Here is a 26,982-nt window from a genome sequence, read left to right as displayed (position 1 = left end):
TGGGAGGCGCAAACCGCAGGATGCAACCATGTCGGCGTATGAAAATCGTTACTGGTGGTCGAACGACGGCCTGCGGCTTCACTATCGTGATTATCCCGGGCGGGAAGATCGCCCGCTGATCCTGTGCCTGCCGGGCCTGACCCGCAACGCGCGCGATTTCGAGGATGTGGCCGCGCGGCTGTCGCCCGAATGGCGAGTCATCGCGGTCGATCTGCGCGGGCGCGGCGAGAGCGCTTATGCCAAGGACCCGATGACCTATGTCCCGCTGACCTATGTCCAGGATATCGAGGGGCTGCTCGGTGAGCTCGGCGTGTCCTCCTACATCGCGTTCGGCACGTCGCTCGGTGGCATCGTCACCATGCTGCTCGCGGGTACGGCGCGCGAGAAGGTCGTCGGCGCGCTGCTCAACGATGTGGGGCCGGAGATCGAGGCGGCCGGCCTGTCGCGTATCCGCACCTATGTCGGCAAGTCGAACACCTGGCCGACCTGGATGCACGCCGCACGCGCCGTGATGGAGGCCAATGCGGACGTCTATCCGGCCTATGAGATCGAGGACTGGCTGGCCATGGCCAAACGGCTGTACCGGCTCAACAGTTCGGGGAGGATCGTGCTCGACTACGACATGAAGATCGCCGAGCCGTTCCGCGTCCCCGGCAATGAGGCGGGGCCTGACATGTGGAGCGCGCTCGGCCAGCTGAAGCAGGTACCGACCCTGATCGTGCGGGGCGGCCGCTCCGACGTGCTGGGCGCGCGGACGGCGGAACGCATGGTGGCCACGCTGGACGATGCGGAGCTGATGACGGTCGAGGGGGTGGGCCACACGCCGACCCTCGCGGAGCCCGAGGCGATCGAGGCGATCGGGCGCCTGCTCGATCGCACGATGAGGGAACCGGCCACCATCTGAACGCGTCTTCCTTCCACATCCGCGGGAGGACCCCCATGCTCGATCTGTCGGACGCCCATACCGAGGTCGTCGGCCTCGCCGGCAAGCGTGCCATCATCACGGGCGGCACCACGGGCATCGGCCGCGCCATCGCGGTACTGCTGGCGTCCGAAGGCGCGCGCGTCTTCATCTGTGGCCGCGATGCGCAGCATCTGGAGGATGCCCTGGCGCGCATCCGGCAGGTCGGGGAGGGCGAGGGGATAGCGACGGACCTCGCCGATCCGGACAATGTCGCGGCGTTCGTCGACAAGGCCGTGGCCTGGCTCGGCGGCCTCGATATCGCGGTGGTGAACGCGGCGATCGCCGCCGAAGCGCTGAGCGACATGTCCGAACAGGACTTGCGCTACGCCATCGCGACTGACTTCACCGCCTATCTCCTCACGGCGCATGCCGCGGTGGAGAAGCTCGACGGGCAGGGCGATATCGTGCTGATCGGATCGATGAGCGCCCACAATCTCGGGCCGCATTCGACCGTCTATGCCGGCATCAAATACGGCATCCAGGGCTTCGCCGAAGCCTTTCGCCGCGAGATGGGCCCGAAGGGCGTCAAGGTGGCGCTGGTCGAGCCGGGCAAGACCGGCGCCGACATGCAATTGCCCGACATCCCGCCCGAGAAGCAGCGCGCGATGATCCACAAAGGCGAGATGCTGCGTGCGGAGGACATCGCCGTTGCGGTCCACTACATCCTCACGCAACCCAACCGCGCGGTCGTCCAGCAATTGACGATCACGCCTCGTGCACAGGCTGAAGAATGACCTTTTCCTTCGATCGTCTCGTCTTCAGCCCGCGCGATGTGGACCTCTCGCGCTCGCCGCTCGCCGGCAAGCTTGGGGCGGAAACCTATATCCTCGGCGCGTTCAATCCCGGGATGACGCGGCTGCCCAACGGCAATCTGCTGCTGATGGTGCGCGTGGCGGAGGCGCTGCGCGCACCGATCTCGGATGGGCATATCCATGCGATCCGTTGGGAGGACGGGGGCTACGAGCTCGACGCCTGGCCGCTCGATTTCGTCGACACCTCCGATCCGCGCAAGTTCATGATGCGCGGCGGCGGCTGGAAGGTCATGGCGCTGACCTCGCTGTCCTGGCTGCTCCCGGTCGAGCTTTCCGCCGACGGCCGCGGTGTCGTCACGGTGCATTACGACCGGGCAATCACACCGCGCGCGCCCTACCAATGCTACGGCGTCGAGGATGCGCGGATCAGCAAGGTCGGCGACCGCTATCTGATGACGACCTGCTCGGTCAGCCCGGAACGCCATTCGACCACGCTCTACACTTCCGATGACGCGATGGAGTGGACGCTCGAAGGCATTGTCCTCGATCATCAGAACAAGGACATGCTGATCTTCGAAGGGCTGATCGGCGGCAAGCACTGGGCGCAGACCCGCCCGCTCGGCGATCTCTATTTCGCTTATCCCCCAGGCAGCGAATGGCGCGCGGGCCCGTCGATCAACCTCGCGACGTCGCCCGATGCGCTGCACTGGAAGCCCCATGACAAGCCCGGCATCCGCCCGCATTCGGCAACCATGGCGACAGCGCGCATGGGTGGCGGCACGCCCCCGATCCTGACGGACGATGGCTGGCTCAGCCTGTGGCACGGCGTGGAGCCGCTCGGCGTGGTCGGCATCTACCGCACCTATTGGTCGCTGATGGACCGGGACGATCCGTCGAAGGCGACCCGCACCAGCCACGAGCCGCTGATCGAACCCGCGCCCATGCTGACCGAGCCGCTGAAAGACCTGATGTATCTCGACAATGTCGTGTTCACGACGGGCATCGCGGATGCCGGCGACCACTATATCGTCGCGAGCGGCGAGGCTGATCTGGCCTGCCGCATCACTCACATCCCAAAGACGGCGTTCGCCTGAGCGGCAAGTAATGACGCACCAAGGTTTTCCCGCTAACGCACCCTCCCGATGCCGCAACCCGTCAACATCCTGCACCTCCACTCGACCTTCAGCCTCGGCGGCAAGGAGGCGCGGGCGGTTCGTCTGATGAACGCGTTCGGCGGTCATGCGCGCCACACCATCGTCTCGGGCATGCCCGACCAGCTCGGCGCGCGCGACGCGATCACGGCCGGCATCAGCTACGAGATCGCGCAGAACCCGCCGCCGCTCACCGGCAAACCCTCGGTCTCGCGCTACGAGGCGCTGGCCAAGTTCATGCGCCGCTTCGATCTGGTGCTGACCTATAACTGGGGCGCGGTCGACGGCGTGATGGCGCGGCGCGTCTTTTCGAAAGGCATGCCGCCGCTGGTCCATCACGAGGACGGTTTCAATGCCGACGAAGCGAGCGGGCTGAAGATCGAGCGCAACATGTATCGTCGCCTTGCGCTGCCCGCCGCGCACGCGCTGGTCGTGCCATCGCAGACGCTGGAGAAGATCGCTGAGCGGAGCTGGAAGCAGCCCGCGAGCCGCGTCCACCGTATCCCAAACGGCATCGCTACCGCGCTCTACGCGGGCAAGCCGGACCCCAAGGCCATCCCCGGCTTCCGCCGCAAGCCCGGCGAAGTGGTGATCGGCACGCTTGCCGGCCTGCGCGAGGTGAAGGACCTGCCTGCCCTGGTCCGCGCCACCGGCGGCGTCTCCGCCCGCGTGCGGCTGGTCATTATCGGCGAAGGGCCGGAGCGCGAACGGATCATGGGTACGGCCGAAGCGATGGGCATGGAGGATCGCCTTCATCTGCCCGGCTTCCTGCCCGACCCGCATCGCTATATCGGCCTGTTCGACATCCTGGCTCTCTCGTCCAAGAGCGAGCAATTCCCCATCGCAGTGATCGAGGGCATGGCGGCGGGCTTGCCGATCGTGGCCCCCAGGGTCGGGGATATCCCGCACATGGTCGCGCCCGAGAACAAGGCGTATATCGTCGATCGTGGCGAGGTCCGGTTGCGGGACTCGCTCCAGGCACTTGCCGGCTGCGCACCGGCCGCACGCGCCTTTGTCGGGTCCCGAAACAGGGCAAAGGCCGTGGCCGACTATGACGAGGCTGTCATGATCGCCCGCTACAAGGCGCTTTACGAAGCGGCGATGGGCAGGCCAGGGGCCTTGGGCTGAGTCGCAATTTGCTCGCTAAGCGCAACTCAAACGCTATATCGAACGTATGTTAAGGTTGGAGGTCGTGTGTTCAAAGGTCTGAAGCCCATCATCTATAACGGTCAGGAAGTCTGGCCGCTGGTGGAGGGTGGAAAAGGCGTTGCCGCGACCAACCACGCGTCAGCCGGCGCATGGGCTGCGGCGGGTGGAATCGGCACCGTATCCGCCGTGAACGCCGACAGCTACGACCCCGAGGGCAAGATCATTCCGCAGGTCTATCGTGCGCTCAATCGCCGCGAGCGCCACGAGGAATTGATCGACTATGCGATCGAGGGCGCCGTGCAGCAGGTCAAGCGCGCGTTCGACATCTCGGGCGGCAAGGGCGCGATCAACATCAACGTGCTGTGGGAAATGGGCGGCGCCCAGCGCATCCTGCACGGCGTGCTGGAGCGGACTCGCGGCATGGTCGCAGGCGTCACCTGCGGCGCGGGCATGCCCTACAAGCTGTCCGAGATCGCTGCCTCCTACAACGTCAATTACCTGCCGATCATCAGCTCCGGCCGCGCCTTCCGCGCGCTGTGGAAGCGGGCCTATTCCAAGGCGGCCGACTGGCTCGCGGCGGTGGTCTACGAAGATCCCTGGCTCGCCGGCGGCCATAACGGCCTGTCCAATGCCGAGGATCCGCTGAAGCCCGAGGATCCCTATCCCCGCGTCAAGGCGCTCCGCGAAACCATGCGCGAAGGCGGCATTCCGGACAGCGTGCCGATCATCATGGCCGGCGGCGTCTGGTATCTGCGCGACTGGAGCAACTGGATCGACAATCCCGAGCTCGGCCAGATCGCTTTCCAGTTCGGCACGCGCCCGCTGCTGACTCGGGAAAGCCCGATCCCGGAAGGCTGGAAGGCCAAGCTCACCGACATCGAGGAAGGCGAAGTCCTGCTTCACCGCTTTTCGCCGACCGGCTTCTATTCCAGCGCGGTGCGCAACCCCTTTCTCCGCGCGCTAGAGGCGCGGTCCGAGCGCCAGATCGCCTTCTCCACCCAGGAGGCCGGGGATCACATCTTCCAGCTCGACGTGGGCGTGAAGGGCAAGAATTTCTGGGTGACGCGCAACGACCTGCTGCGCGCCCGCCAATGGTTCGGCGAAGGCTTCACCGACGCGCTCAAGACCCCGGACAACACGCTCGTGTTCGTCACGCCTGACGAAAAGGGCGTGATCCGCAAGGACCAGGCCGATTGCATGGGCTGCCTCAGCCAGTGCGCCTTCTCCTCCTGGGCCGACAGCGAGACCAACTCGACCGGCCGCCTCGCCGACCCGCGCAGCTTCTGCATCCAGAAGACGCTGCAGGACATCGCCCATGGCGGACCGATCGAGCAGAACCTGATGTTCGCCGGCCACGGCGCCTATAATTTCAAGAAGGACCCCTTCTATTCGAACGGCTTCGTGCCGACGGTGAAGCAGCTCGTCGACCGGATCCTGACCGGCGACTGACGGCGTCGGGGCCCTACTGCCTGCGATATTGACGCAAGCGGCCCCTCCCACGTAAACACCCGCTCCGGGCGGCCCGGCTGGGCCGCCCTTTTCTATTGAGGAGACCTGCGGTGCCCATCACCCCACTCATGCCCGTCTATCCCCGCAGCGGGGTCCGGCCGGTGCGAGGCGAGGGCTGCTACCTGATCGGGGAGCAGGGCGAGCGCTATCTCGATTTCGCCAGCGGCATCGCGGTCAACGCGCTCGGCCACGGTCATCCGAAGCTGGTCAAGGCGATCGCCGATCAGGCAGCGACCTTGATGCACGTGTCGAACCTGTACGGCAGCCCGCAGGGCGAGCATCTCGCACAGCGGCTGGTCGATGCGACCTTTGCCGACACGGTGTTCTTCACCAATTCGGGCGCCGAAGCGGTCGAATGCGCGATCAAGACCGCGCGCCGCTATCACTATGCCAATGGCAATCCGCAGCGTCACACGCTGATCACCTTCGACACGGCGTTCCATGGCCGCACGCTGGGCACGATCAGCGCGACCAACCAGCCCAAGATGCGCGACGGGTTCGAGCCGCTGCTGCCGGGTTTCGCCTATGCGCAGTTCAACGATCTCGAAGGTGCGCTGGCGCTGATCGACGACAATACCGCCGGCTTCCTGGTCGAGCCGATCCAGGGTGAAGGCGGTATCCGCGCGGCGACCGAGGAGTTCCTCCAGGGCCTGCGCAAGGCCTGCGACGAGCACGGCCTGTTGCTCGTGCTCGACGAAGTCCAGGCGGGCTATGGGCGTACCGGGAAATTCCTGGCGCATGAGAATTACGGCGTGACGCCGGATATCGCCGCAGTCGCCAAGGGCATCGGCGCGGGCTTTCCGCTCGGGGCGTGCCTCGCGACCGAGGAAGCCGCCAAGGGCATGGTCATCGGCACGCACGGCTCCACCTATGGCGGCAACCCGCTCGCCATGGCGGCGGGCGAGGCAGTGCTCGACGTGATCCTGGAGCCCGGTTTCCTCGACACTGTCGTGACGATGGGCGAACGGCTGCGCCAGGGGCTCGAGCAGATGATCCCCAATCACGATCAGCTGTTCGACAGCGTACGCGGCAAGGGGCTGATGCTCGGCGTCAAGCTGAAGTCCGACAGCCGGCGCTTCGTCGCGCATTGCCGCGACAATCACGGCCTGCTGCTTGTCGCGGCCGGCGAGAATGTCGTCCGCATCCTGCCGCCGCTGGTGATCGACGAGAGCCATATCGCCGAGTGCATCGAGAAGCTGTCCGAGGCCGCGCGGGTCTATGTGCCCGCATCGGACGACTAGCGTGTCGATCCGGCACTTCCTCGACCTGTCCGATGCCGGCGCGGACGGCATCGCCGCGATGCTGGCCGACGCGATCGATCGCAAGGCGGCGCGCGCCGGCTGGCCGAAGGGGAGGGCGGATGCCGACGCCCCGCTCGCCGGCCACACGCTGGCAATGGTGTTCGAGAAGAACTCGACCCGCACCCGGGTGTCGTTCGACATGTCGATCCGCCAGCTCGGCGGCAGTTCGATCGTGCTGGATGCCGGCACGACTCAGCTCGGTCGCGGCGAGACCGTGGCCGACACGGCGCGCGTGCTCTCGGGCTATTGCGACGCGATCATGATCCGCACTGACGACCACAGCAAGGTCGAGGAGATGGCGGCCTATGCCAGCGTGCCGGTCATCAACGGCCTCACCGACTGGTCGCATCCCTGTCAGCTCGTCGCCGACCTCCTGACCATCGTCGAAAGCGGCAAGTCGCTGCCCGGCCTCAAGATCGCCTGGCTCGGCGACGGCAACAATGTGCTGACCTCGTTCGTCGAGGCGGCGTCGCTGCTGCACTTCGATGTGATCGCCGCTTGCCCGCAAGGATTCCAGCCCGAAGAGGGCGTGATCGCTCGCGCGGCCGGTCGGGCCCGCGTCGTGGGCGATCCACGCGAAGCGGTCGACGGTGCGGACGTCGTCGTCACCGATACCTGGATCTCGATGGGCCAGCTCCATGCCGAGACCAAGCTCGCGGCGATGATGCCCTATCAGGTCACCGAGGCGCTGATGGGCTTGGCCAAGCCCGAGGCGAAGTTCCTCCATTGCCTGCCGGCGCACCGCGAGGAGGAAGTCGTCTCCGCGGTGATCGACGGCCCGCAGTCGCTGATCTGGGAAGAAGCGGAGAACCGCCTCCACGCCCAGAAATCGGTCCTGCGATGGTGCTTCGGCCAGATCGGTTGATCGGCGCTCCGGCGCACCTATCTTTGCCTGACGGAATCCCGTTCGCCCCGAGCCAGTCGAGGGGCTGTCCTTCACGTCGCCAGGAAGGGCAGGGCTTCAACAGGCTCAGCCCGAACGGATTTTTGCCCGATGGACCTCTCCAGTACTGATCTCGACCGTGCGCTCGGCTTCACTATCCCCGCTCGCCATGCGCGGGGCCGGATCGTGCGCCTGGGTCCGGTGCTCGACGAGATCCTTGCTGCCCATGCCTATCCTCCCGCGATCGAGGGCCTGCTTGCCGAGGCGCTGACGCTCGCGGCGCTGATCGGATCGACGCTGAAAGATGCGGGGGGGCAGCTCACGCTCCAGGCGCAGACCGACAACGGCGTGGTGAAGTTGCTCGTCTGCGATTATCGCGGCGGGGAACTGCGCGGCTATGTTCAGTTCGACGAGGAGCGCCTCGCAGAGGGTCCCGAAAACCCAACGCTGTTCGCGCTGTTCGGTCAGGGCTATCTCGCCATCACGTTCGATCAGGCGGCAACCAAGGAACGCTATCAGGGTATCGTTCCGCTCGACGGGGCAACGCTCGCCGAGGCGGCGCAGAGCTATTTCATCCAGTCGGAGCAGATTCCGACGCTGGTTCGTGTCGGCATCTCCCGTGGGGCGGATGGTCGCCATGTCGCGGGCGGCCTGTTCCTCCAGCATTTGCCTGAGGGCGAGGACGGCCGCGAGCGCCTTCACACCCGGCTCGACCATCCCGAATGGGAGCATGTCGCGATACTCGGCCAGACCATGGGCACCGATGAGCTTGCCGATTCGTCGACCCCGCTCGACACCCTGGTGTGGCGGTTGTTCAACGAGGAGGATGAGGTCCGACTGCTGAGCGACGCGTCGCTGGTCCGCGGCTGCCGTTGCTCGCCCGACTATATCGCGTCGGTCCTGTCGCAATTTCCGCCGGAAGAACAACGTTCTATGGCGGACGAGAATGGCATGATCGTGGTCGATTGCGCGTTTTGCGCGCGGACGTTTCCGGTGCCGGTGACCGATCATTACGCTGCCTGAACGTTGTTGAATCTCTTTCGCAACTGCGGCAAACAGTGATCAGGGTCGCTGGCTTGATGCCCTGCAGGGGGCACCTGTGGCGAGCGAGGTTCTAGATGATCGATGTTCAGCGTATCGCGCGGCGCGCATTGGCCGGACTGCTCTTCGCGGCGGGCGTCGGCACTGCGGCACCCGCGCGCGCGCCGCAGCTCGCGGTGCTCACGCGCATCGAGACCGGTCAGTGGCAGCTTCGCGAGGCCGGATCGACCGCGCCTGCGCGCTCGCTATGCGTGTCGGATCCAGCCATATTGCTGCAGGTCGGCCATGTCGGCGCGCAATGCTCGCGCTTCGTGATCGCTGATGCGGCCGACAGCGCGACGGTCCATTATACCTGCCCCGGCGCCGGCCATGGCCGTACCGCGCTGACGCTGGAGACGCCGCGCCTGTTGCATTTGCAGACTCAGGGGATTGCGGGCGGCGCGCCCTTCGACATGGATTATGAGGCCCGCCGCATCGGCGCTTGCGCGCCCAAGGCGATCGCCGCGCATTAACGCGTTGGTTACCGCGTCCTGCTATCCAGGACGCGTGTCATTCGTGGGCACGGTTTTCTCCCTAATAGGCCCTGAGGGGCATCACTGGGTCGCTTTAGGGCGGCCCGTTTTTTGTGGGACGGCAGCGCGGGATTGCGGAGCCGCGATGCAGGGCCTAACTCTCGCCGCATCATGACAAGTTCAACGACCCTGGCGGTCGCCCTGGTGTCGGGCGGCCTGGATTCGATGGTGGCGGCGGCGCGTGCCCGCGAGGACGGGCATCGCCTGCTCGCTCTCTCCGTCGACTATAACCAGCGCCACCGGCTCGAGCTCGCCGCGGCGCGGCGCATCGCGAAGCTGCTCGGGGCGGAGCGTCACATCGTGCTGCCGCTCGATCTCTCCGAATTCGGCGGCTCGGCGCTCACCTCCGACATCGCCGTGCCCAAGACCGGCGTGGGGGAGGGCATCCCCGTCACCTATGTGCCGGCGCGCAACACGATCTTCCTCAGCCTGGCGCTGGGCTGGGCCGAGGCGGCGGGTGCGCGGGATCTGTATATCGGCGTCAATGCGCTGGATTATTCGGGCTATCCCGATTGCCGGCCCGAGTTCATCGCCGAGTTCGAAAAGCTCGCCGAAGTCGCCACCAAGGCCGGGGTGGAGGGGCAGCCGTTCCGCATCCATGCGCCGCTGCAGCATATGACCAAGGCCGATATCGTGCGCGAGGCGGCCCGGCTCGGGCTCGACGCCGGGATCAGCTGGTCCTGCTACGATCCCGCGCCGGGCGGGGTGCATTGCGGGCTGTGCGACAGTTGCCGCCTGCGCGCCAAGGGTTTCGAGGAAGCCGGCGTCCCCGACCCCACCCGCTACGCCGAATTCTACTGAGACGCGGGCGATGAGCTACACGGTCAAGGAGATGTTCCTCACCCTGCAGGGCGAGGGCGTGAACGCCGGGCGTCGGGCGGTATTCGTGCGCTTTGCCGGCTGCAACCTCTGGTCGGGCCGCAAGCAGGACCGTGCGACTGCGGTCTGCCGCTTCTGCGACACTGATTTTGTCGGTACCGATGGTGCTGGCGGCGGCAAGTTCGCTGATTCCGGCGCACTGGCTGCGGCGGTCGTCGATCATTGGGGTGAGGGCATGGCCGAGCGCTTTGTCGTGCTCACCGGCGGTGAGCCGATGCTGCAGGTCGACGATGCACTGGTCGATGCGCTCCACGCGGCAGGCTTCGTCATCGCGATCGAGAGCAATGGCACGATCGCGGCGCATCCCGGCATCGACTGGGTCTGCATCAGTCCCAAGGCAGGCAGCGATGTGGTGCAGCGCTCGGGTGACGAGATGAAGCTGGTCTGGCCGCAGCCCGGCAGCGACGTCGAGGCGATCGAGGGCTGGGACTTCACCCATTTCCTGGTCCAGCCGATGGACGATATTGCGCTGGTCGAAAACCAGGCGGCCGCGATCGATTTCGTGCTCGCGCGCCCGAAATGGCGCCTGACCCTGCAGGCGCACAAGGCGCTCGGCTTGCGTTAGATCAGTTGATTGCGCTCAGCTGAAAGGCGCCGCACTTCTTGGCGATCCAGTATCCCTTCTTGTCCCAGCATATCTCGTCGAAGCGGGGCAGGGTGCCTGCCTGGCGCGTGAACAAGATGCCACGCGGGTAGCGCTGCTCGCCGGTCGGGATCAGGCTGTTGCGCAGCTCGCGCGTCCGGCCCTCCGCGATCGTGTAGAAGGAGCCGCGCGGTGCGAAGATCGCGTCGCGGGCGATCCGGGCGGCTGTCTGGCAGAAGCCATATTGCGCGGAAACGGTCGTGAAGCTGGAATAGGTGCGGGTGCCGAACTGGTCGAGCGCGGTCTGGCCGGCCTTCACGGTCTTGCCGGTGCGTGTGAAATATTTGGTCAGCACGTCGTAGGATTTCTTCAGCTCGTCCGCGTGATTCATCAGGATGACGTTGTAGTTGGCCTGAGTCATCAAGGTCGGCTCGAACTGGCACTGCAGCGCCGCCACGTTGAGCGCGGCGCGCATGTTCCATACCAGAGCAGCGCGCTGCTCCGCCTCGGTCGCGCCCGGCAGCTCCTGGCCAAGGCCGGTCTCGTGGCCGCGCACGGCAACCCCGGACATGTCCTTTTCGACGAGGAAGAACTGCGCCGAAGCGGGGGCAGCGGCAAAGGCGCCGATCGCGACAGCGGACGAACAAAGGATACGCAACAGCTTGATCATCGCCTCGTCAACCTCTCGGGACAGTGTGTCGGCAGGGTTAAGGCTTTTCGATTCCCAACCCAAGGCTTTTTCCTTCGCAGGAACTCCCCCTACCGGCATCGTTGGTCGGTTGAATCGAAAGGGCCGCCCGGTTTCCCGGACGGCCCCCCAAACAATCTAACCCTGGCGGGCGATTACTGGGCGTTCGTGGTCGTCGTCGAGGTCTCGTTGGTGACGACCGCGGTGTCGTTGCCCATCATGTTGCCGTCCATCGAGGTGCTGTCGACGGTGGTCATGTTGTCCGAAATCGTGGTGTCGTTGCCCATCTCGGTGATGGTGGTGTCGTTGGTCGTGGTCGTCTCGGTCTTCGGGCCGCAGGCCGAAACCATCAGCGCCGCGCCGGCGATCATCGAACCGGTAACGACCTTGGAAATGAATGCACGCATTGGAAAGCTCCCTAGATAGTGGATTTGGATGGTCTCGAGACCCTTAATACCCAAACCGTGGTGGACATTAGTCTGATATCGAGCGCCCCTCAAGCCTCGTTTTATCGGCCAGAAGAAAGAGTTTGCAGGAACGCAGGACACGCAAACGCCAGCGCTGCGTCAAAAGTTGCAAAATCCGATGGCTTGCCGAGCGCTTCGGCGCTGGTCACGGGATAGTCCGGCAGCCCGCACGGCACGATCCCGCCGAAGTGCGACAGGTCGGGCGAGAGGTTGACCGAGAAGCCGTGCAGCGTGGTCCAGCGCCGCACGCGGACCCCGATCGCGCCGATCTTGGCCTCGCCCGGACCGCCGAAAGGCGAGGGGACATTGGTCCAGATGCCGATGCGGCCGGGCGCGCGGAACGCCGCGATGCCGATCTCCTCCAGCGCTGCGATTAGCCATCCTTCGAGGCTGTGGACGAAATGCCGCACGTCGCGCCCGCGCTTGTTGAGATCGAGGACGAGATAGCCGATCCGCTGCCCGGGTCCGTGATAGGTATAGCGGCCGCCGCGTCCGGTTTGCACAACCGGAAAGCGCGGATCAAGCAGTTCGGCCGGGTCGGCGCTGGTGCCGCCGGTATAGACCGGCGGATGTTCCAGCAGCCAGATCAGCTCGCGTGCCTCGCCCGCGGCGACGGCGGCCGCGCGCGCCTCCATCTCGGCGATCGCCTCGTCATAGGGTATTGGCGCCGGTTCGACGCGCCATTCGATCTCGTCGGGAAGGGCAGTCACGCGGGCCCGATTGCGCCACTCGCGCGTCTTGCGCAAGCATGGCGTGCCGCAGGAAGCTGCGCTAACAGGGCGGCGGCGCTGATGCGCCGCGGGAGGACGTGACGCATATGGTAAGCATGGGAACGGTCTGGGATCGCACGACCGAATTCTTGAGCGACAATCTCTCCGCGATCATCCCGATCGCCTTTCTTGCGATCTTCCTTCCGTCCGCCCTGTCGGCCAGCATCAAACCGTTGACTGCCCAGCCCGGCGCGACCGCGCTGACGGTGCAGGTTCTGTCGCTCGTCCTGATGATCGTGACCCTTTGGGGGCAGCTTGCCATTACTGCGCTCGCGCTCGATCCGGGCTCGGGCAAGAGCGCCGCGACCGCGCTCGCCAGCAAGCGACTCGTTCCGGTCATCGGTTTGATGCTGGTCCTGCTGCTCGGCATGTTCATACTCGTACTGCCCATCCCGGTGGCGCTCGGCCTTGCCGGTTTCGATTTCCAGGCAGCGATGAATGGCGGCGCAGGCGCAGCGGATCTTCCGACGAGCGTGGGCGGGTTCCTGCTGCTCTATTGCCTCTTTCTCACGGTCGTCCTGATCTGGCTCGGCGCCCGCCTCGCGCTGATCACGCCGATCCTGCTGATGGAGGAGCGGTGGTTCGGCGCCCTTGCGCGCTCGTTCAGGCTGACTCGTCCGATCACGCTGAAGATCGTCGGCGTGATGATCCTCTATGTCATCGTGTGGGGCGTCTCGATACTGGCCGCCAACCTGGTCTTCGGGTCGATCCTCAGGCTCGTTGCGGAGGGCAGCGGCCCGGTGACGATCGGCACGGTGCTGACCGCCGCCGCCGTCAGCGTCATTGGCACTGCGTTCAGCGTGCTCGCCTCGGCGTTTGTCGGAAGGCTCTATCTGGCGGTGCGCGATGCGCGCGAGGCGATCGTCGATTCGCTATGACCCTCGATGTGAACGGCGTCTTCAGTGACGCCTGGCGGCTGTGGAAGCGCGATCGCGACCTGCTGATCGGCGTGGCGGGCTTCTTCCTGTTCGTGCCCGAACTGGCGATGAAGCTGTTCGTCGCCTTGCCGCCGAAGACGCCCGCCACACTCGATCAGGCGGCGCTCAAGGCGTGGCTGGATGCCATGGAATCTTGGTCCAACCAGTATAGCCTGCTCGTTGTCGTGCTTGCACTGGTATCGCTGTTCGGTGTCGTGGCGGTCTTCACCTTGTACCTCGATCCGGAACGCCCGGACGTCGCACGAGGGCTGGTGCGGGCGCTGCGTCTGTTTCCGCGCTTCCTGCTGCTCAGCATCCTCGTCGCGATACCCGTCTATTTCGGCCTGATGCTCTTCTACCTGCCGGGCTTCTACGCGCAGGGGCGGTTGTTGCTGGCAGCGCCCGCGGTCGTGGCCGAGCAGCCTTATGGTGCCATCGGCTCCATGTCGCGCAGCCTGACGCTCACCCGCGGCTACGGCCTGATCCTGGCCGGGTTCGGCTGCATGTCGCTGCTCGCCGGCAACCTCCTCTCCTGGCCGTTCGAGGCGATCGGCGGGACGCTCGATGGCGCCCCCATGGCCAATCCAGTGGTCGCCGCGCTGCTCGATATCGGGTCCGCGGCGGGCGCCACGGTCGGCGTGCTTGGCGCGATCCTGGTCCAGGTCGCCCTTTACCGGCGGTTGACGTCCAGCCGGGGGATCTGAGGCGCGGCGTCGGGCGGCAGCATGCCGGTCGCGCGCGGATCGGCAAAGGTCTCGATCGTCCGCGAGATGGCGGTGAAGCCCGAGGCACGATAGAAGCCAAGGGCCGACGGATGGTCGAGCGTGCAGGTATGCACCCACACCCGCTCGATCCCTTTGGCCCAACCGCGCGCCAGCGCCTCGGCCATCAGCCAGCGGCCATGGCCTTGCCCGGCCAGTTCGGGAATCAGGCCGAAATAGGAAATTTCGCATTCGCGCGGGGTGCGGAAGTCCAGTTCGAGCATGCCGACTTCGACGCCGGCCGGATCGAGCGCGGCGAACACCCCGATGCCCGGATCATGGATGATTCGGGTCAGGCTCGCCTCGTCCATCGCCAACCGGGAGAACCATAGCCAGGGCGCGCCGATTCGTTTGAACAGCGCGCGATATTTGTCCGGTGTCGGTGTCGGCCACCCGACGAGGCGCAGGCGGGTGGCAGGCATCGGTCGCAGCGGCGGTCGCTGCCGCATCTCGAGCGTGGTGACGATCGTCGCCACTTCGTTCGGGGAGACCGGCGTCAGTCCCATGTGGCGACCGGCGGCAGGCTCATCAGGATCGCGTCGATATTGCCCCCGGTCTTGAGCCCGAACAGCGTGCCGCGGTCATAGACCAGGTTGAATTCGGCGTAACGCCCGCGCCAGGCGCGCTGCGTCGCCAGATCGGCGTCGGTGAACGCATCGCCCATCCGCCGCCGCACGATTCGCGGATAGGCGTCGAGAAAGGCGCGGCCAACATCCTGGGTGAAAGCGAAGTTCGCCGCGAAATCGCCTTCGAGATGATCGTAGAAGATGCCGCCCATGCCGCGGTGCACCTGGCGGTGCGGGATGTAGAAATAATCGTCCGCCCATTGCTTGAACCGCGGATAATGCGCCGGGTCGTGCGCATCGCACGCTGCCTTGAGCGTCGCATGGAAGTCTTCGGTGTCGGCAGCGACGGGCAGGGGCGGGTTGAGGTCCGCGCCGCCGCCGAACCAGCGCTTCGTCGTGACGAGGAAACGCGTGTTCATATGCACGGCCGGCACCTGTGGGTTGGCCATATGCGCGACCAGGCTGATGCCGGTCGCGAAGAATCGCGGATCCTCGCCCGCGCCGTGGATCGATTTGGCGAAATCGCCTTCGAAACTGCCGCCCACGGTCGAGACGTTGACGCCGACTTTCTCGAACACCTGGCCCTTCATCACCCCGCGCACGCCCCCGCCCCCGGGCTCGCCCGACGGATCGGTGCGATCCCAGGCGATATAGTCGAACCTGGCGTCCGATCCGGCCTCCGCCTCGATCGATTCGAATTCGGCGCAGATCTGGTCGCGCAGGCTTTCGAACCAGGCGCGGGCGGTGGATTGTTCGGAGTCGAGTTCCATGCGCCAGCCTTTGCCGATGGATTCCGTGGAAGTCGAGAAGACGGATTGTCCTGGGCCGAACGGGCGCAGAGTTGAATCAGGCCGGCCAGCGCTTTGTCTGGCGAAGTGCCTCGCCCAGCGCGATTCCCGCGGCGACCGCGACGTTCAGCGATCTCCTGCCCGCCGCCAGCGGGATTCGGACCGCCAGTTCGGCGCGCACATGGACCTCCGGCGGCACGCCCGCGCTCTCGCTGCCGAGGAGGAGTATGTCGTCCGCCCGGAACTCGGCGTCGTCGAGACGCACGCCGCCGCGCGTCGTCAGCAGCACGATCCGGCCCGGCGCCTGCGCCTCGAACGCCGTCCAGTCGACATGGCGAACCACCTGGGCGGTATCGAGATAGTCCATGCCCGCCCGCGCAAGCGCGCGATCCCCCCAGGCGAATCCCATCGGTTCGATCAGGTCGACCCCGACCTCGAGACAGGTGCAAAGCCGCAGGATCGTGCCGACATTGCCGGCGATATCGGGCTGGTAAAGGGCCATACGCATGGCGCTCGCATAGGCCTTTGCCCGCTCGCGTAACAACAGGGCTAAAATGCTGTTGGCAAAGCGTACCGCCCGCGTCTATCAGGCCGCCAGCCTCCGTGGGGACGGAGGATCGGCGGGCGTGCGCGGACCAATCGCAACGCGCTTCTCCGAACGTCGCCGCGACCTGAAGTGCAAGGGCAAGTGAATGGCAATTGTTGATACCGCCGTACCGCCTGGGGAAGACCCGGCACCGTTCCATGAGGAGGTGGAGGATCCCCGCCGCCGCGATTTCATCAATATCGCGGCTGTGGCCTGGATCGGCGTCGGCGGTGCTGTCGTCGTGCTGCCGCTGCTCAATCAGATGAACCCGTCGGCCGACGTGCTCGCGCAGTCGACCACCGAGATCGATCTGTCGAAGATCCAGCCGGGTCAGGCGATCAAGACCTCGTTCCGCAAACAGCCGCTCTTCGTGCGCAACCTGACGCCGAAGGAAATCGCCGAGGCCGATGCGGTCCCGGTGAGCGAGCTGCGCGACCCGCAGACGCTGGAGCAGCGCACCAAGGAAGGCCACAAGAACTGGCTGATCACGCTCGGCGTGTGCACCCATCTCGGTTGCGTGCCGCTCGGCGCGGGCGAGGGCGAGAATCGCGGGCCGTTCGGCGGCTATTTCTGCCCGTGCCACGGTTCGGCGTACGACACCGCAGCGCGCATCCGCAAAGGCCCGGCCCCGAAGAATCTCGCGGTGCCCGACTATAAATTCAATTCTGCCACCACCGTAACGGTCGGTTGAGGACGCACCCATGAGCTTTCCCTGGGCCAAGCATTACGCACCCACCAACCCGCTGATGAAGTGGGTCGACGAACGGCTGCCCGTTCCGCGTCTCGTCTATAACGCCGTGGGCGCCGGTTACCCGGTGCCGCGCAACCTCAACTATTTCTGGAACTTCGGCGTGCTCGCCGGTGCCGCGCTCGGCATCCAGATCATCACCGGCATCGTGCTCGCCATGCATTATGGCGCGACGGCGGACGGCGCGTTCAATTCGGTCGAGCACATCATGCGCGACGTGAACGGCGGCTGGCTGCTGCGCTACGCACACGCCAACGGTGCCGCGATGTTCTTCATCGTCGTCTATATCCACATCTTCCGCGGCCTCTATTACGGTTCTTACAAGGCGCCGCGAGAGATGGTCTGGCTGCTCGGCGTCGTCATCTTCCTGCTGATGATGGCCACTGCCTTCATGGGCTATGTGCTTCCCTGGGGTCAGATGAGCTTCTGGGGCGCGCAGGTGATCACCGGCTTCTTCTCGGCGATACCGATCGTCGGCGACTATATCCGCATCTGGCTGCTCGGCGGCTTCGCGCCCGATCAGGCCGCGCTGAACCGCTTCTTCTCGCTGCATTACCTGCTGCCGTTCGTCATCGCGGGCGTCATCATCCTCCACATCTGGGCGCTGCACATTCCGGGCTCTAACAACCCGACCGGCGTCGAAGTGAAGGACGAGCAGGATACGGTGCCGTTCCACCCCTATTACACCGCCAAGGACGGCGTCGGTCTCGGCGTGTTCCTGGTGCTGTTCGCGGTGCTGATCTTCCTGGCGCCGAACTACCTCGGCCATCCGGACAATTACATCCCGGCCAACTCGCTCTCCACGCCGGCGCACATCGTGCCCGAATGGTATTTCTGGCCGTTCTACGCGATCCTGCGTGCCTTCACCTCGGACTTCATCCTCCCGGCGAAGCTGTGGGGCGTGCTGGCGATGTTCGGCTCGATCCTGCTGCTGTTCTTCCTGCCCTGGCTCGACAGTTCGCCGATCCGCTCGGCCAATTACCGGCCGACCTACCGGACCTTCTTCTGGATCCTCGTCGTCGACGTCCTGATCCTGGGCTGGTGCGGCGGTTCGCCCGCGACGCCGCTCTACGTCATCCTCAGCCAGATCTGCGCAGCCTATTATTTCGCGCATTTCCTGATCATCGTGCCGATCATCTCGCGGGCGGAACGCCCCACGCCGCTGCCCAACTCGATCACCGAGGCGGTGCTGGCGAAGCATGGTGGCACCTCGCCGGCGCAGACCGCGCTCGCGGCCGAATAAGGGGCAACAGCTACAATGGTCCGCAATCTTGCAATGCTGGTCGGTGCGGCGTTCGTCGTCGTACTCGGCTGGGCTCTCTTCTGGACCGTCCAGGGCCAGATCACCGATCCGGCGGCACCGTCGATCGAGACGAGCGAATGGCACAAGCACCCCAAGGAGCTCGAGCTCGAGTCCAACGGCGTGTTCGGCAAGTTCGACAATCGCCAGCTGCAGCGCGGCTTCCAGGTGTTCAAGGAAGTCTGCTCGGCCTGCCATTCGCTGCATCACGTCTCGTTCCGCGACCTGCAGAAGATCGGCTATAGCGAAGCCCAGGTGAAGGCGATCGCCAACCAGTGGGTGATCGAGCAGCCTTCGATCAATCCGGACACCGGCGAGCCCGCGACCCGCAAGAACGTGCCCTCGGATCACTTCCCGTCGCCCTTCGCGAACGAGATCGCCGCGCGTGCGGCGAACAACAACGCGAACCCGCCGGACCTGTCGCTGATGACCAAGGCGCGCCATGACGGTCCGGCCTATGTCTACTCGCTCCTGACCGGCTATGAGCCGCAATCGGCCGAGATGCTCAAGGAATTCAAGGACGTTAAGACGCCCGAGGGCCTGCACGCGAACCCCTATTTCGCGACGATGAACATCGCCATGCCGCCGCCGCTGACCAGCGAAGGCCAGGTGACCTATCTCGACGGCACCAAGCCCACGGTCGACCAGATGGCGAAGGACGTCTCCGCCTTCCTCGTCTGGACCGCCGAGCCTAACCTGACGGCGCGCCATTCCTATGGCTGGCCGGTGATCATCTTCCTGCTGATCTTCGTCTTCCTGGCCTGGGGAGCGTATCAGAATGTTTGGCGCAACGTTAAGCACTGAGACTGAGGCTTCCGCCGTCGGCGCGCCCGGCGCCAATGACGACCTCAGGGCACTGATCCGGACGATCCCCGACTTTCCGAAGCCGGGGATCATGTTCCGCGACATCACGACCTTGCTGCTCGACGCGAAGGGCTTTGCGCTCAGCATCGAGCGCATGGCGGCCCAGGTTGAGGGCAAGATCGATCTGGTCGCCGGGATCGAGGCCCGCGGTTTCATCTTCGCGGCCGCGCTGGCGGCGCCGTTGAACGCCGGCGTGCTGCTGATCCGCAAGGACGGCAAACTGCCCGGCGCGACGATCGCCGAGGATTATGCGCTCGAATACGGTACCGACCGGATTGCGATGCATGCCGATGCCTGCGCGCCGGGGGCGACCGTGCTGCTGGTCGACGACCTGATCGCCACCGGCGGCACTGCGCGCGCCGCCGTCCGCCTGCTGCGCAAGGCCGGGGCTTTGGTCACTCAGGCCGGATTCCTGGTCGACCTGCCCGAGCTTGGCGGCGCCGACGCGTTGCGCGAGGACGGGATCGTGGTTCGATCGCTGGTGGCGTTCGACGGGCATTGAGCGGCGGGCCCTGGCGGGCCGCGCTTCACCCCATTCGTCCGGCCGGCGTACCGCAAGCCATGTAAGTGCGGCGGTCACGTCTGCCGGAACATGATCCCGCCACGTCAGGACGATCGGCTCCTCCGCCCATGCGGGCCTGATGGTCCTGGTCTTTTGCCGTCTATAGCCGCAGGCGCGCTTAAAAAGCGCGCCTTCCACCTGATCATCGACGGCACGCCGGCCGGCCGCGATGGCGGCGGCGAAGTCCCGCCGGTGCAGGCGCCAATCCTCATAGGTCGCGATCTCGATCTCGAAGAAGTCGGCGATGGCTGCTTCGTCAGCGCCGAGCATGCACAGCTTGCGCGCCTGACGGGCATATTCGGGGCGATAGTGCGGCGCGTCGTTTGGGCCGATTTCGGACGCCGGGTCGATTTCGGCCGCGGGCGGTTCGGACGAGGCGAATTTCCCTGTTCCGGCGGGCGTAACAGGGAATTTAACAGGGAATTTCTTTTTTTCGACCGTCTCCGAAGCACGCTTCGTTGCCGAGTCGCGGCCTGAACTCAAAGGCTTGCGAGGAAATTCCCTGCTCGCGTGGAACAGGGAGTTCGCCGGCGCGGAACAGGGAATTGGCTCGGCCGAACAGGGTAATCCCGGCGCCGAAAAAAGCGGGGCTTGATTCAACCTTGCGGCGGAATCGGGTTTGTTGGGGGCGATGGCAATCATGAAAGGAGTCGTCGCATGACCGCACGCAAGTTTGAATCGACCGCGACCGGATATGGCAAGCCGCCGGTCGAGCATCGTTTCCGCAAAGGTGTTTCCGGCAACCCTGCCGGGCGGCCGCGGGCGACCGGAGCGCCGGGCGACCGATTGCCGGGTTCTACCGAGCCGGGTCGGCAGATGATCCTCGCCGAGGCCTATCGTCGGGTCACGGTGGAGGAGGATGGGGAAGTGCTCGATCTGTCGACTCACGAGGCCGTGTTGCGCGCGATGGCGACCGCGGCGCGGCAGGGCAATCAGACTGCGCAGCATCGCTGGACGCAATTGGTCAAGGCGGCCGAGGCGGAACAGAAGCGGGCGCAGATTGCGCTCTATAATGTGCTCGAGCGCGACACGATCGAGCGGGAATGGTCGGACAGGGAAGGGCGAATGGTGGTGCAAAAATCCTATGCGGACGACATCATCGCCGACTCGCGGACGGGCGCGGTCGTGGTGCGAGAGGTGCCTGACACGGGGGAGGCGTAAGCAGTCGGTGTCACGCAGCGGAACCGCTCCTGGCCTGCGCCGTTGGACTATGATCGAAGCGCCGCTGCCCGCACCACATCGGCGCTCCCATCACGGGAGTTGCGTCAATGTCACCTTTCAAGCTTTCGATTGCCGGTCTCGCGCTTGCCGCCGGTTTTGGCCTCTCCGGCTGTGCCTCTGACGGGTACGGCTATGGCGGAGGATATGGCGGCGTATCGCTCGGCTATAATGGTGGAGACTGGGATCCCTATTATGGTGGCTATAGCGGCAGCCCTTATTGGGGCTGGCAGGGTGACTATTATTATCCGGGCACCGGCTATTACGTCTATGATCGGCAGAACCGGCGGCATCGCTGGAACGACGGGCAGCGCGGCTATTGGCAGGGCCGGTCGCAGAGCTGGCACCGCGACCGCCGCGACGTTCGCCCGGTCTGGCGCGATTACGGCGTGAACCGCGGCGGCATGCGTGGCGGCGGTGGAAACCGTGGCGGCGGCGGTCGCCGCCGCTAAGGATACGCGCGCCCGGCTGGGTCAGCCGGCCGGGCGAGTCCGGATCAGTCCGATCGAGATGAAGGTCATGACCGGCACGTCATCCTGGTTGAGTACGGTCATCCGGCTGCGATAGCTGCCCATCTCGGGCCGGCTCTGCGACGCGCGCTTGTCGAGGATTTCGGTTTCGCAGCGGAGCACGTCGCCGGGATAGACGGGTTTCAGCCAGCGCAGCTCGTCGATGCCCGGCGAGCCGAGCCCGGCCTGTTTGTGCGCCTTCAGGTTTGCGACGACCATCGACATGGTCATCGCGCAGGTCTGCCAGCCGCTGGCCGACAGTCGCCCGAAATGCGTGGCAGCGGCGGCCTCGTCGGAGAGGTGGAAGGGCTGGGGGTCGTATTTCGAGGCGAATTCGATCACCTCGTCACGGGTGACCTCATACCGGCCGAAGCTCGACTTCGCCCCGACCTCGATGTCCTCGAAATATTGCATGTCACTTGCCCCGATTGCGGATCAGTACGCTCTGGAACGGCGCGTCGTCGCCGTCCAGCCCGCTTGCCTGGGGCAGGCCGATCAGGTCGCGGATCAGCGGCGCGACATCGACATTGTCGAAGCTCGGCAACATGCCGGCCGGGCGGATCGCGGGGCCATTGGCGATGAACAGGGCGGCCATTTCGGGCGCCATATTGTCATAACCATGATTGCCATTGTCGCTCGTCCTGGACGACGCGTTCTTCACCACCACCCAGCCGATATCGGCGAGGCAGAAATAGGGCGGGACGCGCGGGTTGTGACCATAATGGAAACGCGCCGGGATCTCGGCCTTGCGCCAGCAGGTGAGGTGCTCGTGCGGCTTGAGCAGCGCAGCCTCGAGCGCCGCCTCATGCCCTGGCACCGCAGCGAGCGAGACATAGGTCGTCGCCTCGACCACGCGGTAATCCGCCGGGTCGGCGATCTGGTCGATCCGGATCACCCGGTCCTTGCTGATCTCGGCCATGCCGTGATCGGCGACGATCACCAGATTGGCCGGCTGGCCCATCTCGGCGAGACCGCGGACCAGTTGCCCGATCGACGCGTCGATCTCGCGGATCGCGGTGGTCGTGCGGGGATCGCCGGGGCCGAACCGGTGGCCGGCGGTGTCGATCGTGTCGAAATACAGGGCGACGAGCTTCGGGCGGATCGGCGACGGGCGGCGCAGCCAGTCGAGCACGCTGTTGACTCGCTGGTTATTGTCCACCGCCATATTGAACTGCTGCCAGTCCTCGGGGCGGGTACCGCCGGTGGTGTCGTTGGGCCACTCCCTGGCGCGCGTCCCGCCGATCGCGACGTTGGATCCGGGCCAGAACATCGTCGCGGTGCGGATGCCCGCCTTCTCCGCCGTCACCCAGACCGGTTCGGCCGCGTTCCACCAGAAGGGATCGTCGGTCGTCGTCTTGAAGATCTCGCCGGGGCGTTCGCTATCCTCCATCTCGTTGGCGACGATGCCCGTGCGATCGGGCCTGAGCCCAGTGACCATCGCCCAGTGATTGGGGAAGGTCTTCGAGGGGAAGGACGGCCGCATTGCCGCCTTCACGCCGGTCGCCGCCAGGGCCGACAGATTGGGGGTTACGCCGCGATCGAGATAATCGGCGCGGAACCCGTCGATCGAGACGAGGATGGTGACCGGTGCGCGCGCTTCGGCGGCCGGAGCCGAGGCGATCGGCGCGGGTGGCGGGGTGGCGGCACAGGCGGACAATGCCAATGCCGCCAGCGCCAACACCCACCCCGTCATGCCGGACTTGTTCCGGCATCCACTCTGCGGCCTGGCGTACTGGCTCATTTCACCTCCAGCGCCCGCCGCTCGGTGGACCCCGGAACAAGTCCGGGGTGACGGTGGGATTCGCGGCTCGCCTATTGCCCGAGCGAGAGCTTGGCGAACAGCGTATAACTGACCGGCGCATCGCCATAAGCCGCATCGAGCGCGGCCGGCTTGGCATAGGCCGCCAGCGCCCCGCCAACCGCCAGCCCGAACGGCCCGGGCAACGGCAATCGATAGGCGTACCCGCCCTCGAATTTGCTTACCCGGAATATCCGATCGTGCAGCGGGTCGGCATGATCGGGGAACAGCTCGTCATTGGCGACATTCTCCGCGCGGCCGAACAGGGTGTGGTGCTTGCCGATGTTCCAGTTCGCCTCGGCCAGCCAAGCCGTGGAGGTGCGGCCAGGCAGATCCTTCTTGGCGGAAAAGGCGACCAATGTGGAAAGCCCGCCTTTTGCATATTGCACGCTCGCCGTGGTGCGTGCCTCGTTGCGGTCGGGTTCGAGCTGTTCGGGGCTCTCGATCCGGCCATGGCTGACCTGTAGCGCCCAGGCGGGCGAGGGCGTCCAGGTCGCGCGCACGCTCCAGCTGTCGAGCTTCGGTGTCTCGATGTTCCAGCGATACTGGTCCGGCTCGCGCCCGCGAAAGGCGGACGCCTCGATCTGGAAGCGCGGCGTCGCCACGCCGGCCGTCACCACGCCATAGGTGATGTGCGTGCTGTCGAACCAGTGATGCGTGATCGGCGCGAGCGGCAGATATTGCGCCGAGGCGCGGTGCATGAAGGCGGACGGCCCCAGCGCGGGCTCCGCCACCGGACCGCCATAGAGGAACAGGCTGGTGCCCGGCGCCACATCCACATCGATCCGGCCGGACAGCTCCATGAACAGGTCGTGCGGATGCTGCCGATCGACGAGATGGGTGGTGCCGTCCGCCGTCTCGCCCGTGGCGAAGAGATTGGGATAGCCCTTCGCGCCCATCAGCGGTTCGAGGCTCAGCATCGACTGGAGCCCGAGGCGCACGCCCGGTGCGACCTCGCCCGTCGCGCTGAGCATCGCCATCGACTGGACGAAGGCCTCTTCGTCCCCGCGCGGCCCGCCCTGGTCGGTAAACGCGCCCCACACATAGCCGTGGAGCATCACCATCCAGTCGCCCGCGGGAATGTGCACGCCGTGCATCGCCCCTTCATTGGCGGGCAGGCGCGACGTGCCCGAGCCATTGGCAATCGCGGGCGATTCCATCGCGGGGGCATCGCCGGGCATGACCATGCCGGGATGATGGTCGTGATGGTCCTGCGGCGCTTCGGGCGCAGGTGCGGGGGCCGGCATGGGCATATCGGGGTCCATTGCCGGGGCGGCCGGTGTGGGGGTAGGTGTCGGCGCCGGCAGATGCATGCCATGGTCCATGGTCTGCGCTGATGCAGCCATGGGGATCAGCGCCGCCGCGGCCGTAGCCGCGAGCAACTTATATCGATTCATCGTCTGAAACTCTCGCAAGGAGGAACATGATCGGGGCAGGGCTGCCCCCGGGATCATGCTTCCGCGCGCGGAGGTGGGGTGTCGGGCGCCGGCGCCTTGCCGGGATCGAAGGTCACGGCGCGCGCGACGCGGATTTCGGCGCTCCTCGGCACGGGTACGCCTGCAGCGCCGGTCTTCAGCGTCGATGGCGGGATGCAGCCGATACAGGCGTGGCCGACCACTGCCTTGTCGTCATGCGCAGGCGCGGCGGGCATCGGCATGCCGTGATGCGACGCAGCCATCTCCGTTGCCGGCGCCTCATGGCACGATGCCGCCGCCATAGAGGGAAGCGTCAGCGCGGCGAGCAGCAGCGACAGGATCAGCCGGGCGATCATGCGACAAGAATAGGGAGGCGCGGGTCCCCCCGCAACTCAATCACGCGGCAGATGGCGTTTCTCCAGCTTCCGCGCGAGCGTGCGGCGATGCATGCCGAGGCGCCGCGCCGCCGCCGAGACGTTGAAATCCACATCGGCCAGGGTCTGGTGGATATGCTCCCATTCCAGCGTCTTGATCGACGTCGGGCGCACCGCTAGGTCAGCGCTCGCATCGCCCTCGACCCGGTCGAACGCGCGCTCGATATCGTCGCTGTCGGACGGCTTGGTCAGATAGTTGGTGGCGCCGAGCTTGATCGCCTCGACCGCGGTCGAGATGCTGGCAAAGCCGGTCAGCACCACGATCCGCGTCTTCGCGTCATGCGCGTGCAGCGCCTGGACGCAGGTCAGGCCCGACGCGCCGCCCAGCCGCAGGTCGACCACGGCAAAGGCCGGCGTGAAGGTCTCGAGCAGCGCGGCGAGCCCGGCGGGGTCGTTCAGCACGCGGACCTCGTAACCGCGCTTCTCGAAGGATCGCGACAGCGTCTTCGAGAAACCTTCATCATCCTCGATGATCAGCAGCTTCGGGTCAGCCATCGGCATCGTCCAGCGCCAGCGCGGCGAGCGGGACCGAAAGGGTGACCATCGCGCCCCCGTCCTCGGCGTTCCTGACGTCGAGGCTGCCGCCCAGCTTGCGCATCACATTGACCGCGAGGAACAGGCCGAGCCCCGCGCCGCGCCGGTCCTTGGTCGAGGCATAGGGCTTGCCCACCCGATCGAGCATGTCGGGCGGAAAGCCGCTGCCGTCATCGTGGACGGCGAGGATGAGGTCGCCTTCGATCATCTCGGCGGTCATCGCGATCCGGGTCGCCCCTGCTTCGGCGGCGTTGTCGAGCACGTTGGTCACGATCTGCGCCAGGGTGCGGTCGGCGGCGATCGCGGGATTGCGCTCCAGCCGGTCGATAAAGGCGAATTTGCCCGGATGCTGCGCCGACCAGGGGCCGGTGACCGTTGCGAGGAACGCCCTGAGCCTGGTGCGCTCCAGATCCTCGCTGCGCGCTTCGCCCGAGGCATAGAGGATGCCGCCGACGATCTCCTTGCACCGCGCGACCGCTGCCTGCATCTCCTCGATCTCCACCGACAGTGCGGGATCGGCGCGCAGGGCGGGCTGCTTGCGCCAGTCGCCGAGGATCACGGACAGCGAAGAGAGCGGCGTGCCCAGTTCATGCGCTGCGCCCGAGGCGAGCAAGCCCATACGCACGATATGATCCTCCTCGGCCGCGCGCTGGCGCATCTCGGCCAGGCTCGCGTCGCGCCGGCGCAAATTGCGCCCGATCCGCGTGACGAAGAACACCAGCAGCACCGCCGCGAGCACGAAATTGACCCAGCTCGCGAAGAGATGCGCCGGCGACAGGGTGCTGGCATAGGCCGGCGGCAGGTCGAGCGGATCGTGGTAGATAGCGAGCAGCCCGAACGCCGCGCTGTGTAGCGCCAGCAATGCCCAGCTCGACCAGGCTTCGAGCAGCACCGCGCCGAGCACCACCTGGAGCAGGCCGATCGGGGCAAACGGGTTGGTCGCCCCGCCGCTCATGTAGAGCTGCGCGGTCAGCGCGGCGAAATCGACGAGCAGCGCGAGGAACAAATGCCAGTTGGAGACCGGGCGGCGCTGCGCGAGCGTGATCAGCGTACCGATGTTGAGCAGGATCAGCCCGCCGACCACCGCGATCATCGCGGCCATCGGCAGCGCGACGCCCAGCACCAGATTGACGAACAGGATCGTGCCGAGCTGCCCCACCGCCGCAAGCCAGCGCAGATGGGTGAGCAGCAGCATGTTGCGCGCGCTGGCGACCGCGGCGCTCTGCGTCGATCGCTCGGCGGGTAGAAGGGCGTCGATGGCGGCCATCGGCCG

General features: G+C 66.0%; 33 protein-coding genes. 21 read left to right on the top strand and 12 right to left on the bottom strand.

From position 1 onward, the window contains the following. The first annotated feature begins 28 nt into the window (after positions 1–28). The 11 genes from WC729_RS18105 (at position 29) to queE (ending at position 10,766) form a co-directional block, all read left to right on the top strand. Positions 29–904 carry an alpha/beta fold hydrolase gene (locus tag WC729_RS18105; RefSeq protein ID WP_372855279.1) on the top strand — a complete coding sequence of 292 codons (876 nt, stop codon included), beginning with the start codon at positions 29–31 and terminating at the stop codon, positions 902–904. 35 nt (positions 905–939) lie between these two features. After that, positions 940–1,698, top strand: a complete 759-nt coding sequence (locus WC729_RS18100; RefSeq protein WP_372855277.1) for an SDR family oxidoreductase — start codon at positions 940–942, stop codon at positions 1,696–1,698. Further along, positions 1,695–2,810, top strand: a complete 1,116-nt coding sequence (locus tag WC729_RS18095; RefSeq protein WP_372855275.1) for a glycosidase — start codon at positions 1,695–1,697, stop codon at positions 2,808–2,810. The genes WC729_RS18100 and WC729_RS18095 overlap by 4 nt, the downstream gene beginning before the upstream one ends. Positions 2,811–2,858: 48 nt before the next feature. After that, a complete protein-coding gene (locus WC729_RS18090) occupies positions 2,859–3,995 on the top strand; it encodes a glycosyltransferase (RefSeq protein WP_372855273.1) in 1,137 nt (378 codons plus the stop codon). A gap of 66 nt (positions 3,996–4,061) precedes the next feature. After that, positions 4,062–5,465, top strand: a complete 1,404-nt coding sequence (locus tag WC729_RS18085) for an NAD(P)H-dependent flavin oxidoreductase (protein ID WP_372855271.1) — start codon at positions 4,062–4,064, stop codon at positions 5,463–5,465. Between the two features lie 128 nt (positions 5,466–5,593). After that, on the top strand, positions 5,594–6,766 hold the full coding sequence (locus WC729_RS18080; RefSeq protein ID WP_372855507.1) for an aspartate aminotransferase family protein: 1,173 nt from the start codon (positions 5,594–5,596) through the stop codon (positions 6,764–6,766). 7 nt (positions 6,767–6,773) lie between these two features. Then, on the top strand, positions 6,774–7,691 hold the full coding sequence (gene argF, locus WC729_RS18075; RefSeq protein WP_372855505.1) for an ornithine carbamoyltransferase: 918 nt from the start codon (positions 6,774–6,776) through the stop codon (positions 7,689–7,691). Between the two features lie 129 nt (positions 7,692–7,820). After that, positions 7,821–8,732 (top strand): Hsp33 family molecular chaperone HslO, encoded by a 912-nt coding sequence (locus tag WC729_RS18070; RefSeq protein WP_372855269.1) that lies wholly within the window; start codon positions 7,821–7,823, stop codon positions 8,730–8,732. A gap of 95 nt (positions 8,733–8,827) precedes the next feature. Then, a complete protein-coding gene (locus tag WC729_RS18065) occupies positions 8,828–9,262 on the top strand; it encodes a DUF3617 domain-containing protein (RefSeq protein WP_372855267.1) in 435 nt (144 codons plus the stop codon). Between the two features lie 171 nt (positions 9,263–9,433). Continuing rightward, the gene (queC, locus tag WC729_RS18060) at positions 9,434–10,123 is read left to right on the top strand and encodes a 7-cyano-7-deazaguanine synthase QueC (protein WP_372855265.1); all 690 of its coding nucleotides are present in this window, start codon (positions 9,434–9,436) and stop codon (positions 10,121–10,123) included. 10 nt (positions 10,124–10,133) lie between these two features. Further along, positions 10,134–10,766, top strand: coding sequence for a 7-carboxy-7-deazaguanine synthase (gene queE / locus WC729_RS18055; RefSeq protein WP_372855263.1), 633 nt, complete (start codon positions 10,134–10,136; stop codon positions 10,764–10,766). Position 10,767: 1 nt separating this feature from the next. Here the strand turns inward: queE and WC729_RS18050 are convergent, their stop codons facing one another. The 3 genes from WC729_RS18050 to lipB all read right to left on the bottom strand — a co-directional run bounded on the left by WC729_RS18050 (position 10,768) and on the right by lipB (position 12,649). Continuing rightward, positions 10,768–11,454, bottom strand: a complete 687-nt coding sequence (locus WC729_RS18050; RefSeq protein WP_372855261.1) for a hypothetical protein — start codon at positions 11,452–11,454, stop codon at positions 10,768–10,770. A gap of 173 nt (positions 11,455–11,627) precedes the next feature. Continuing rightward, entirely contained in the window at positions 11,628–11,879 is a 252-nt protein-coding gene (locus WC729_RS18045; RefSeq protein WP_372855259.1) for a hypothetical protein, read from the bottom strand. Positions 11,880–11,980: 101 nt separating this feature from the next. Continuing rightward, positions 11,981–12,649, bottom strand: a complete 669-nt coding sequence (gene lipB, locus WC729_RS18040; protein WP_372855257.1) for a lipoyl(octanoyl) transferase LipB — start codon at positions 12,647–12,649, stop codon at positions 11,981–11,983. Positions 12,650–12,765: 116 nt separating this feature from the next. Between lipB and WC729_RS18035 the strand changes: the two genes are divergently transcribed. Both WC729_RS18035 and WC729_RS18030 read left to right on the top strand, forming a co-directional pair. Next, on the top strand, positions 12,766–13,587 hold the full coding sequence (locus tag WC729_RS18035; protein ID WP_372855255.1) for a hypothetical protein: 822 nt from the start codon (positions 12,766–12,768) through the stop codon (positions 13,585–13,587). Beyond that, on the top strand, positions 13,584–14,330 hold the full coding sequence (locus WC729_RS18030) for a hypothetical protein (protein WP_372855253.1): 747 nt from the start codon (positions 13,584–13,586) through the stop codon (positions 14,328–14,330). Before WC729_RS18035 ends, WC729_RS18030 begins: the two co-directional genes overlap by 4 nt. Here the strand turns inward: WC729_RS18030 and WC729_RS18025 are convergent. The 3 genes from WC729_RS18025 to WC729_RS18015 form a co-directional block, all read right to left on the bottom strand. Continuing rightward, the gene (locus tag WC729_RS18025) at positions 14,297–14,893 is read right to left on the bottom strand and encodes a GNAT family N-acetyltransferase (RefSeq protein ID WP_372855251.1); all 597 of its coding nucleotides are present in this window, start codon (positions 14,891–14,893) and stop codon (positions 14,297–14,299) included. The two genes, WC729_RS18030 and WC729_RS18025, sit on opposite strands and share 34 nt — an antisense overlap. Next, a complete protein-coding gene (gene hemF / locus WC729_RS18020) occupies positions 14,884–15,723 on the bottom strand; it encodes an oxygen-dependent coproporphyrinogen oxidase (RefSeq protein ID WP_372855249.1) in 840 nt (279 codons plus the stop codon). The genes WC729_RS18025 and hemF overlap by 10 nt, the downstream gene beginning before the upstream one ends. A 76-nt stretch (positions 15,724–15,799) precedes the next feature. Continuing rightward, positions 15,800–16,249, bottom strand: coding sequence for a tRNA (cytidine(34)-2'-O)-methyltransferase (locus WC729_RS18015; protein WP_372855247.1), 450 nt, complete (start codon positions 16,247–16,249; stop codon positions 15,800–15,802). A gap of 52 nt (positions 16,250–16,301) precedes the next feature. Between WC729_RS18015 and WC729_RS18010 the strand changes: the two genes are divergently transcribed. From WC729_RS18010 to WC729_RS17975, 8 genes are all read left to right on the top strand, one after another. Beyond that, positions 16,302–16,433: a hypothetical protein gene (locus WC729_RS18010; protein ID WP_372855245.1), complete on the top strand. Its 132-nt coding sequence runs from the start codon at positions 16,302–16,304 to the stop codon at positions 16,431–16,433. Then, positions 16,434–17,018 (top strand): ubiquinol-cytochrome c reductase iron-sulfur subunit, encoded by a 585-nt coding sequence (gene petA, locus WC729_RS18005; RefSeq protein ID WP_372855243.1) that lies wholly within the window; start codon positions 16,434–16,436, stop codon positions 17,016–17,018. 10 nt (positions 17,019–17,028) lie between these two features. Beyond that, positions 17,029–18,318 (top strand): cytochrome bc complex cytochrome b subunit, encoded by a 1,290-nt coding sequence (locus WC729_RS18000; protein ID WP_372855241.1) that lies wholly within the window; start codon positions 17,029–17,031, stop codon positions 18,316–18,318. Positions 18,319–18,333: 15 nt separating this feature from the next. Continuing rightward, positions 18,334–19,179: a cytochrome c1 gene (locus tag WC729_RS17995; RefSeq protein WP_372855239.1), complete on the top strand. Its 846-nt coding sequence runs from the start codon at positions 18,334–18,336 to the stop codon at positions 19,177–19,179. Next, a complete protein-coding gene (locus WC729_RS17990; RefSeq protein WP_372855237.1) occupies positions 19,154–19,741 on the top strand; it encodes an adenine phosphoribosyltransferase in 588 nt (195 codons plus the stop codon). The genes WC729_RS17995 and WC729_RS17990 overlap by 26 nt, the downstream gene beginning before the upstream one ends. A 90-nt stretch (positions 19,742–19,831) precedes the next feature. Then, positions 19,832–20,278 carry a hypothetical protein gene (locus tag WC729_RS17985; protein ID WP_372855235.1) on the top strand — a complete coding sequence of 149 codons (447 nt, stop codon included), beginning with the start codon at positions 19,832–19,834 and terminating at the stop codon, positions 20,276–20,278. 180 nt (positions 20,279–20,458) lie between these two features. Continuing rightward, positions 20,459–20,962 carry a DUF5681 domain-containing protein gene (locus WC729_RS17980; RefSeq protein WP_372855233.1) on the top strand — a complete coding sequence of 168 codons (504 nt, stop codon included), beginning with the start codon at positions 20,459–20,461 and terminating at the stop codon, positions 20,960–20,962. 107 nt (positions 20,963–21,069) lie between these two features. After that, positions 21,070–21,471, top strand: coding sequence for a hypothetical protein (locus tag WC729_RS17975; protein WP_372855231.1), 402 nt, complete (start codon positions 21,070–21,072; stop codon positions 21,469–21,471). Positions 21,472–21,492: 21 nt separating this feature from the next. Here the strand turns inward: WC729_RS17975 and WC729_RS17970 are convergent, their stop codons facing one another. From WC729_RS17970 to WC729_RS17945, 6 genes are all read right to left on the bottom strand, one after another. Continuing rightward, on the bottom strand, positions 21,493–21,942 hold the full coding sequence (locus tag WC729_RS17970) for a MaoC family dehydratase (protein WP_372855229.1): 450 nt from the start codon (positions 21,940–21,942) through the stop codon (positions 21,493–21,495). 1 nt (position 21,943) lies between these two features. Next, the gene (locus tag WC729_RS17965; RefSeq protein ID WP_372855503.1) at positions 21,944–23,221 is read right to left on the bottom strand and encodes an ectonucleotide pyrophosphatase/phosphodiesterase; all 1,278 of its coding nucleotides are present in this window, start codon (positions 23,219–23,221) and stop codon (positions 21,944–21,946) included. A gap of 119 nt (positions 23,222–23,340) precedes the next feature. Then, positions 23,341–24,672, bottom strand: coding sequence for a hypothetical protein (locus WC729_RS17960; protein WP_372855227.1), 1,332 nt, complete (start codon positions 24,670–24,672; stop codon positions 23,341–23,343). 104 nt (positions 24,673–24,776) lie between these two features. Next, the gene (locus tag WC729_RS17955) at positions 24,777–25,097 is read right to left on the bottom strand and encodes a hypothetical protein (RefSeq protein ID WP_372855225.1); all 321 of its coding nucleotides are present in this window, start codon (positions 25,095–25,097) and stop codon (positions 24,777–24,779) included. Positions 25,098–25,133: 36 nt separating this feature from the next. Continuing rightward, positions 25,134–25,670 carry a response regulator transcription factor gene (locus tag WC729_RS17950; RefSeq protein WP_372855223.1) on the bottom strand — a complete coding sequence of 179 codons (537 nt, stop codon included), beginning with the start codon at positions 25,668–25,670 and terminating at the stop codon, positions 25,134–25,136. Then, complete coding sequence (locus tag WC729_RS17945) at positions 25,663–26,976, bottom strand: ATP-binding protein (protein ID WP_372855221.1); 1,314 nt, start codon at positions 26,974–26,976, stop codon at positions 25,663–25,665. The genes WC729_RS17950 and WC729_RS17945 overlap by 8 nt, the downstream gene beginning before the upstream one ends. Between the last annotated feature and the right edge of the window lie 6 nt (positions 26,977–26,982).

The sequence above is a fragment of the Sphingomonas sp. genome, assembly GCF_041661825.1.
GTDB lineage: Bacteria > Pseudomonadota > Alphaproteobacteria > Sphingomonadales > Sphingomonadaceae > Sphingomonas.
This window is presented reverse-complemented; position numbering and strand designations above follow the sequence as displayed.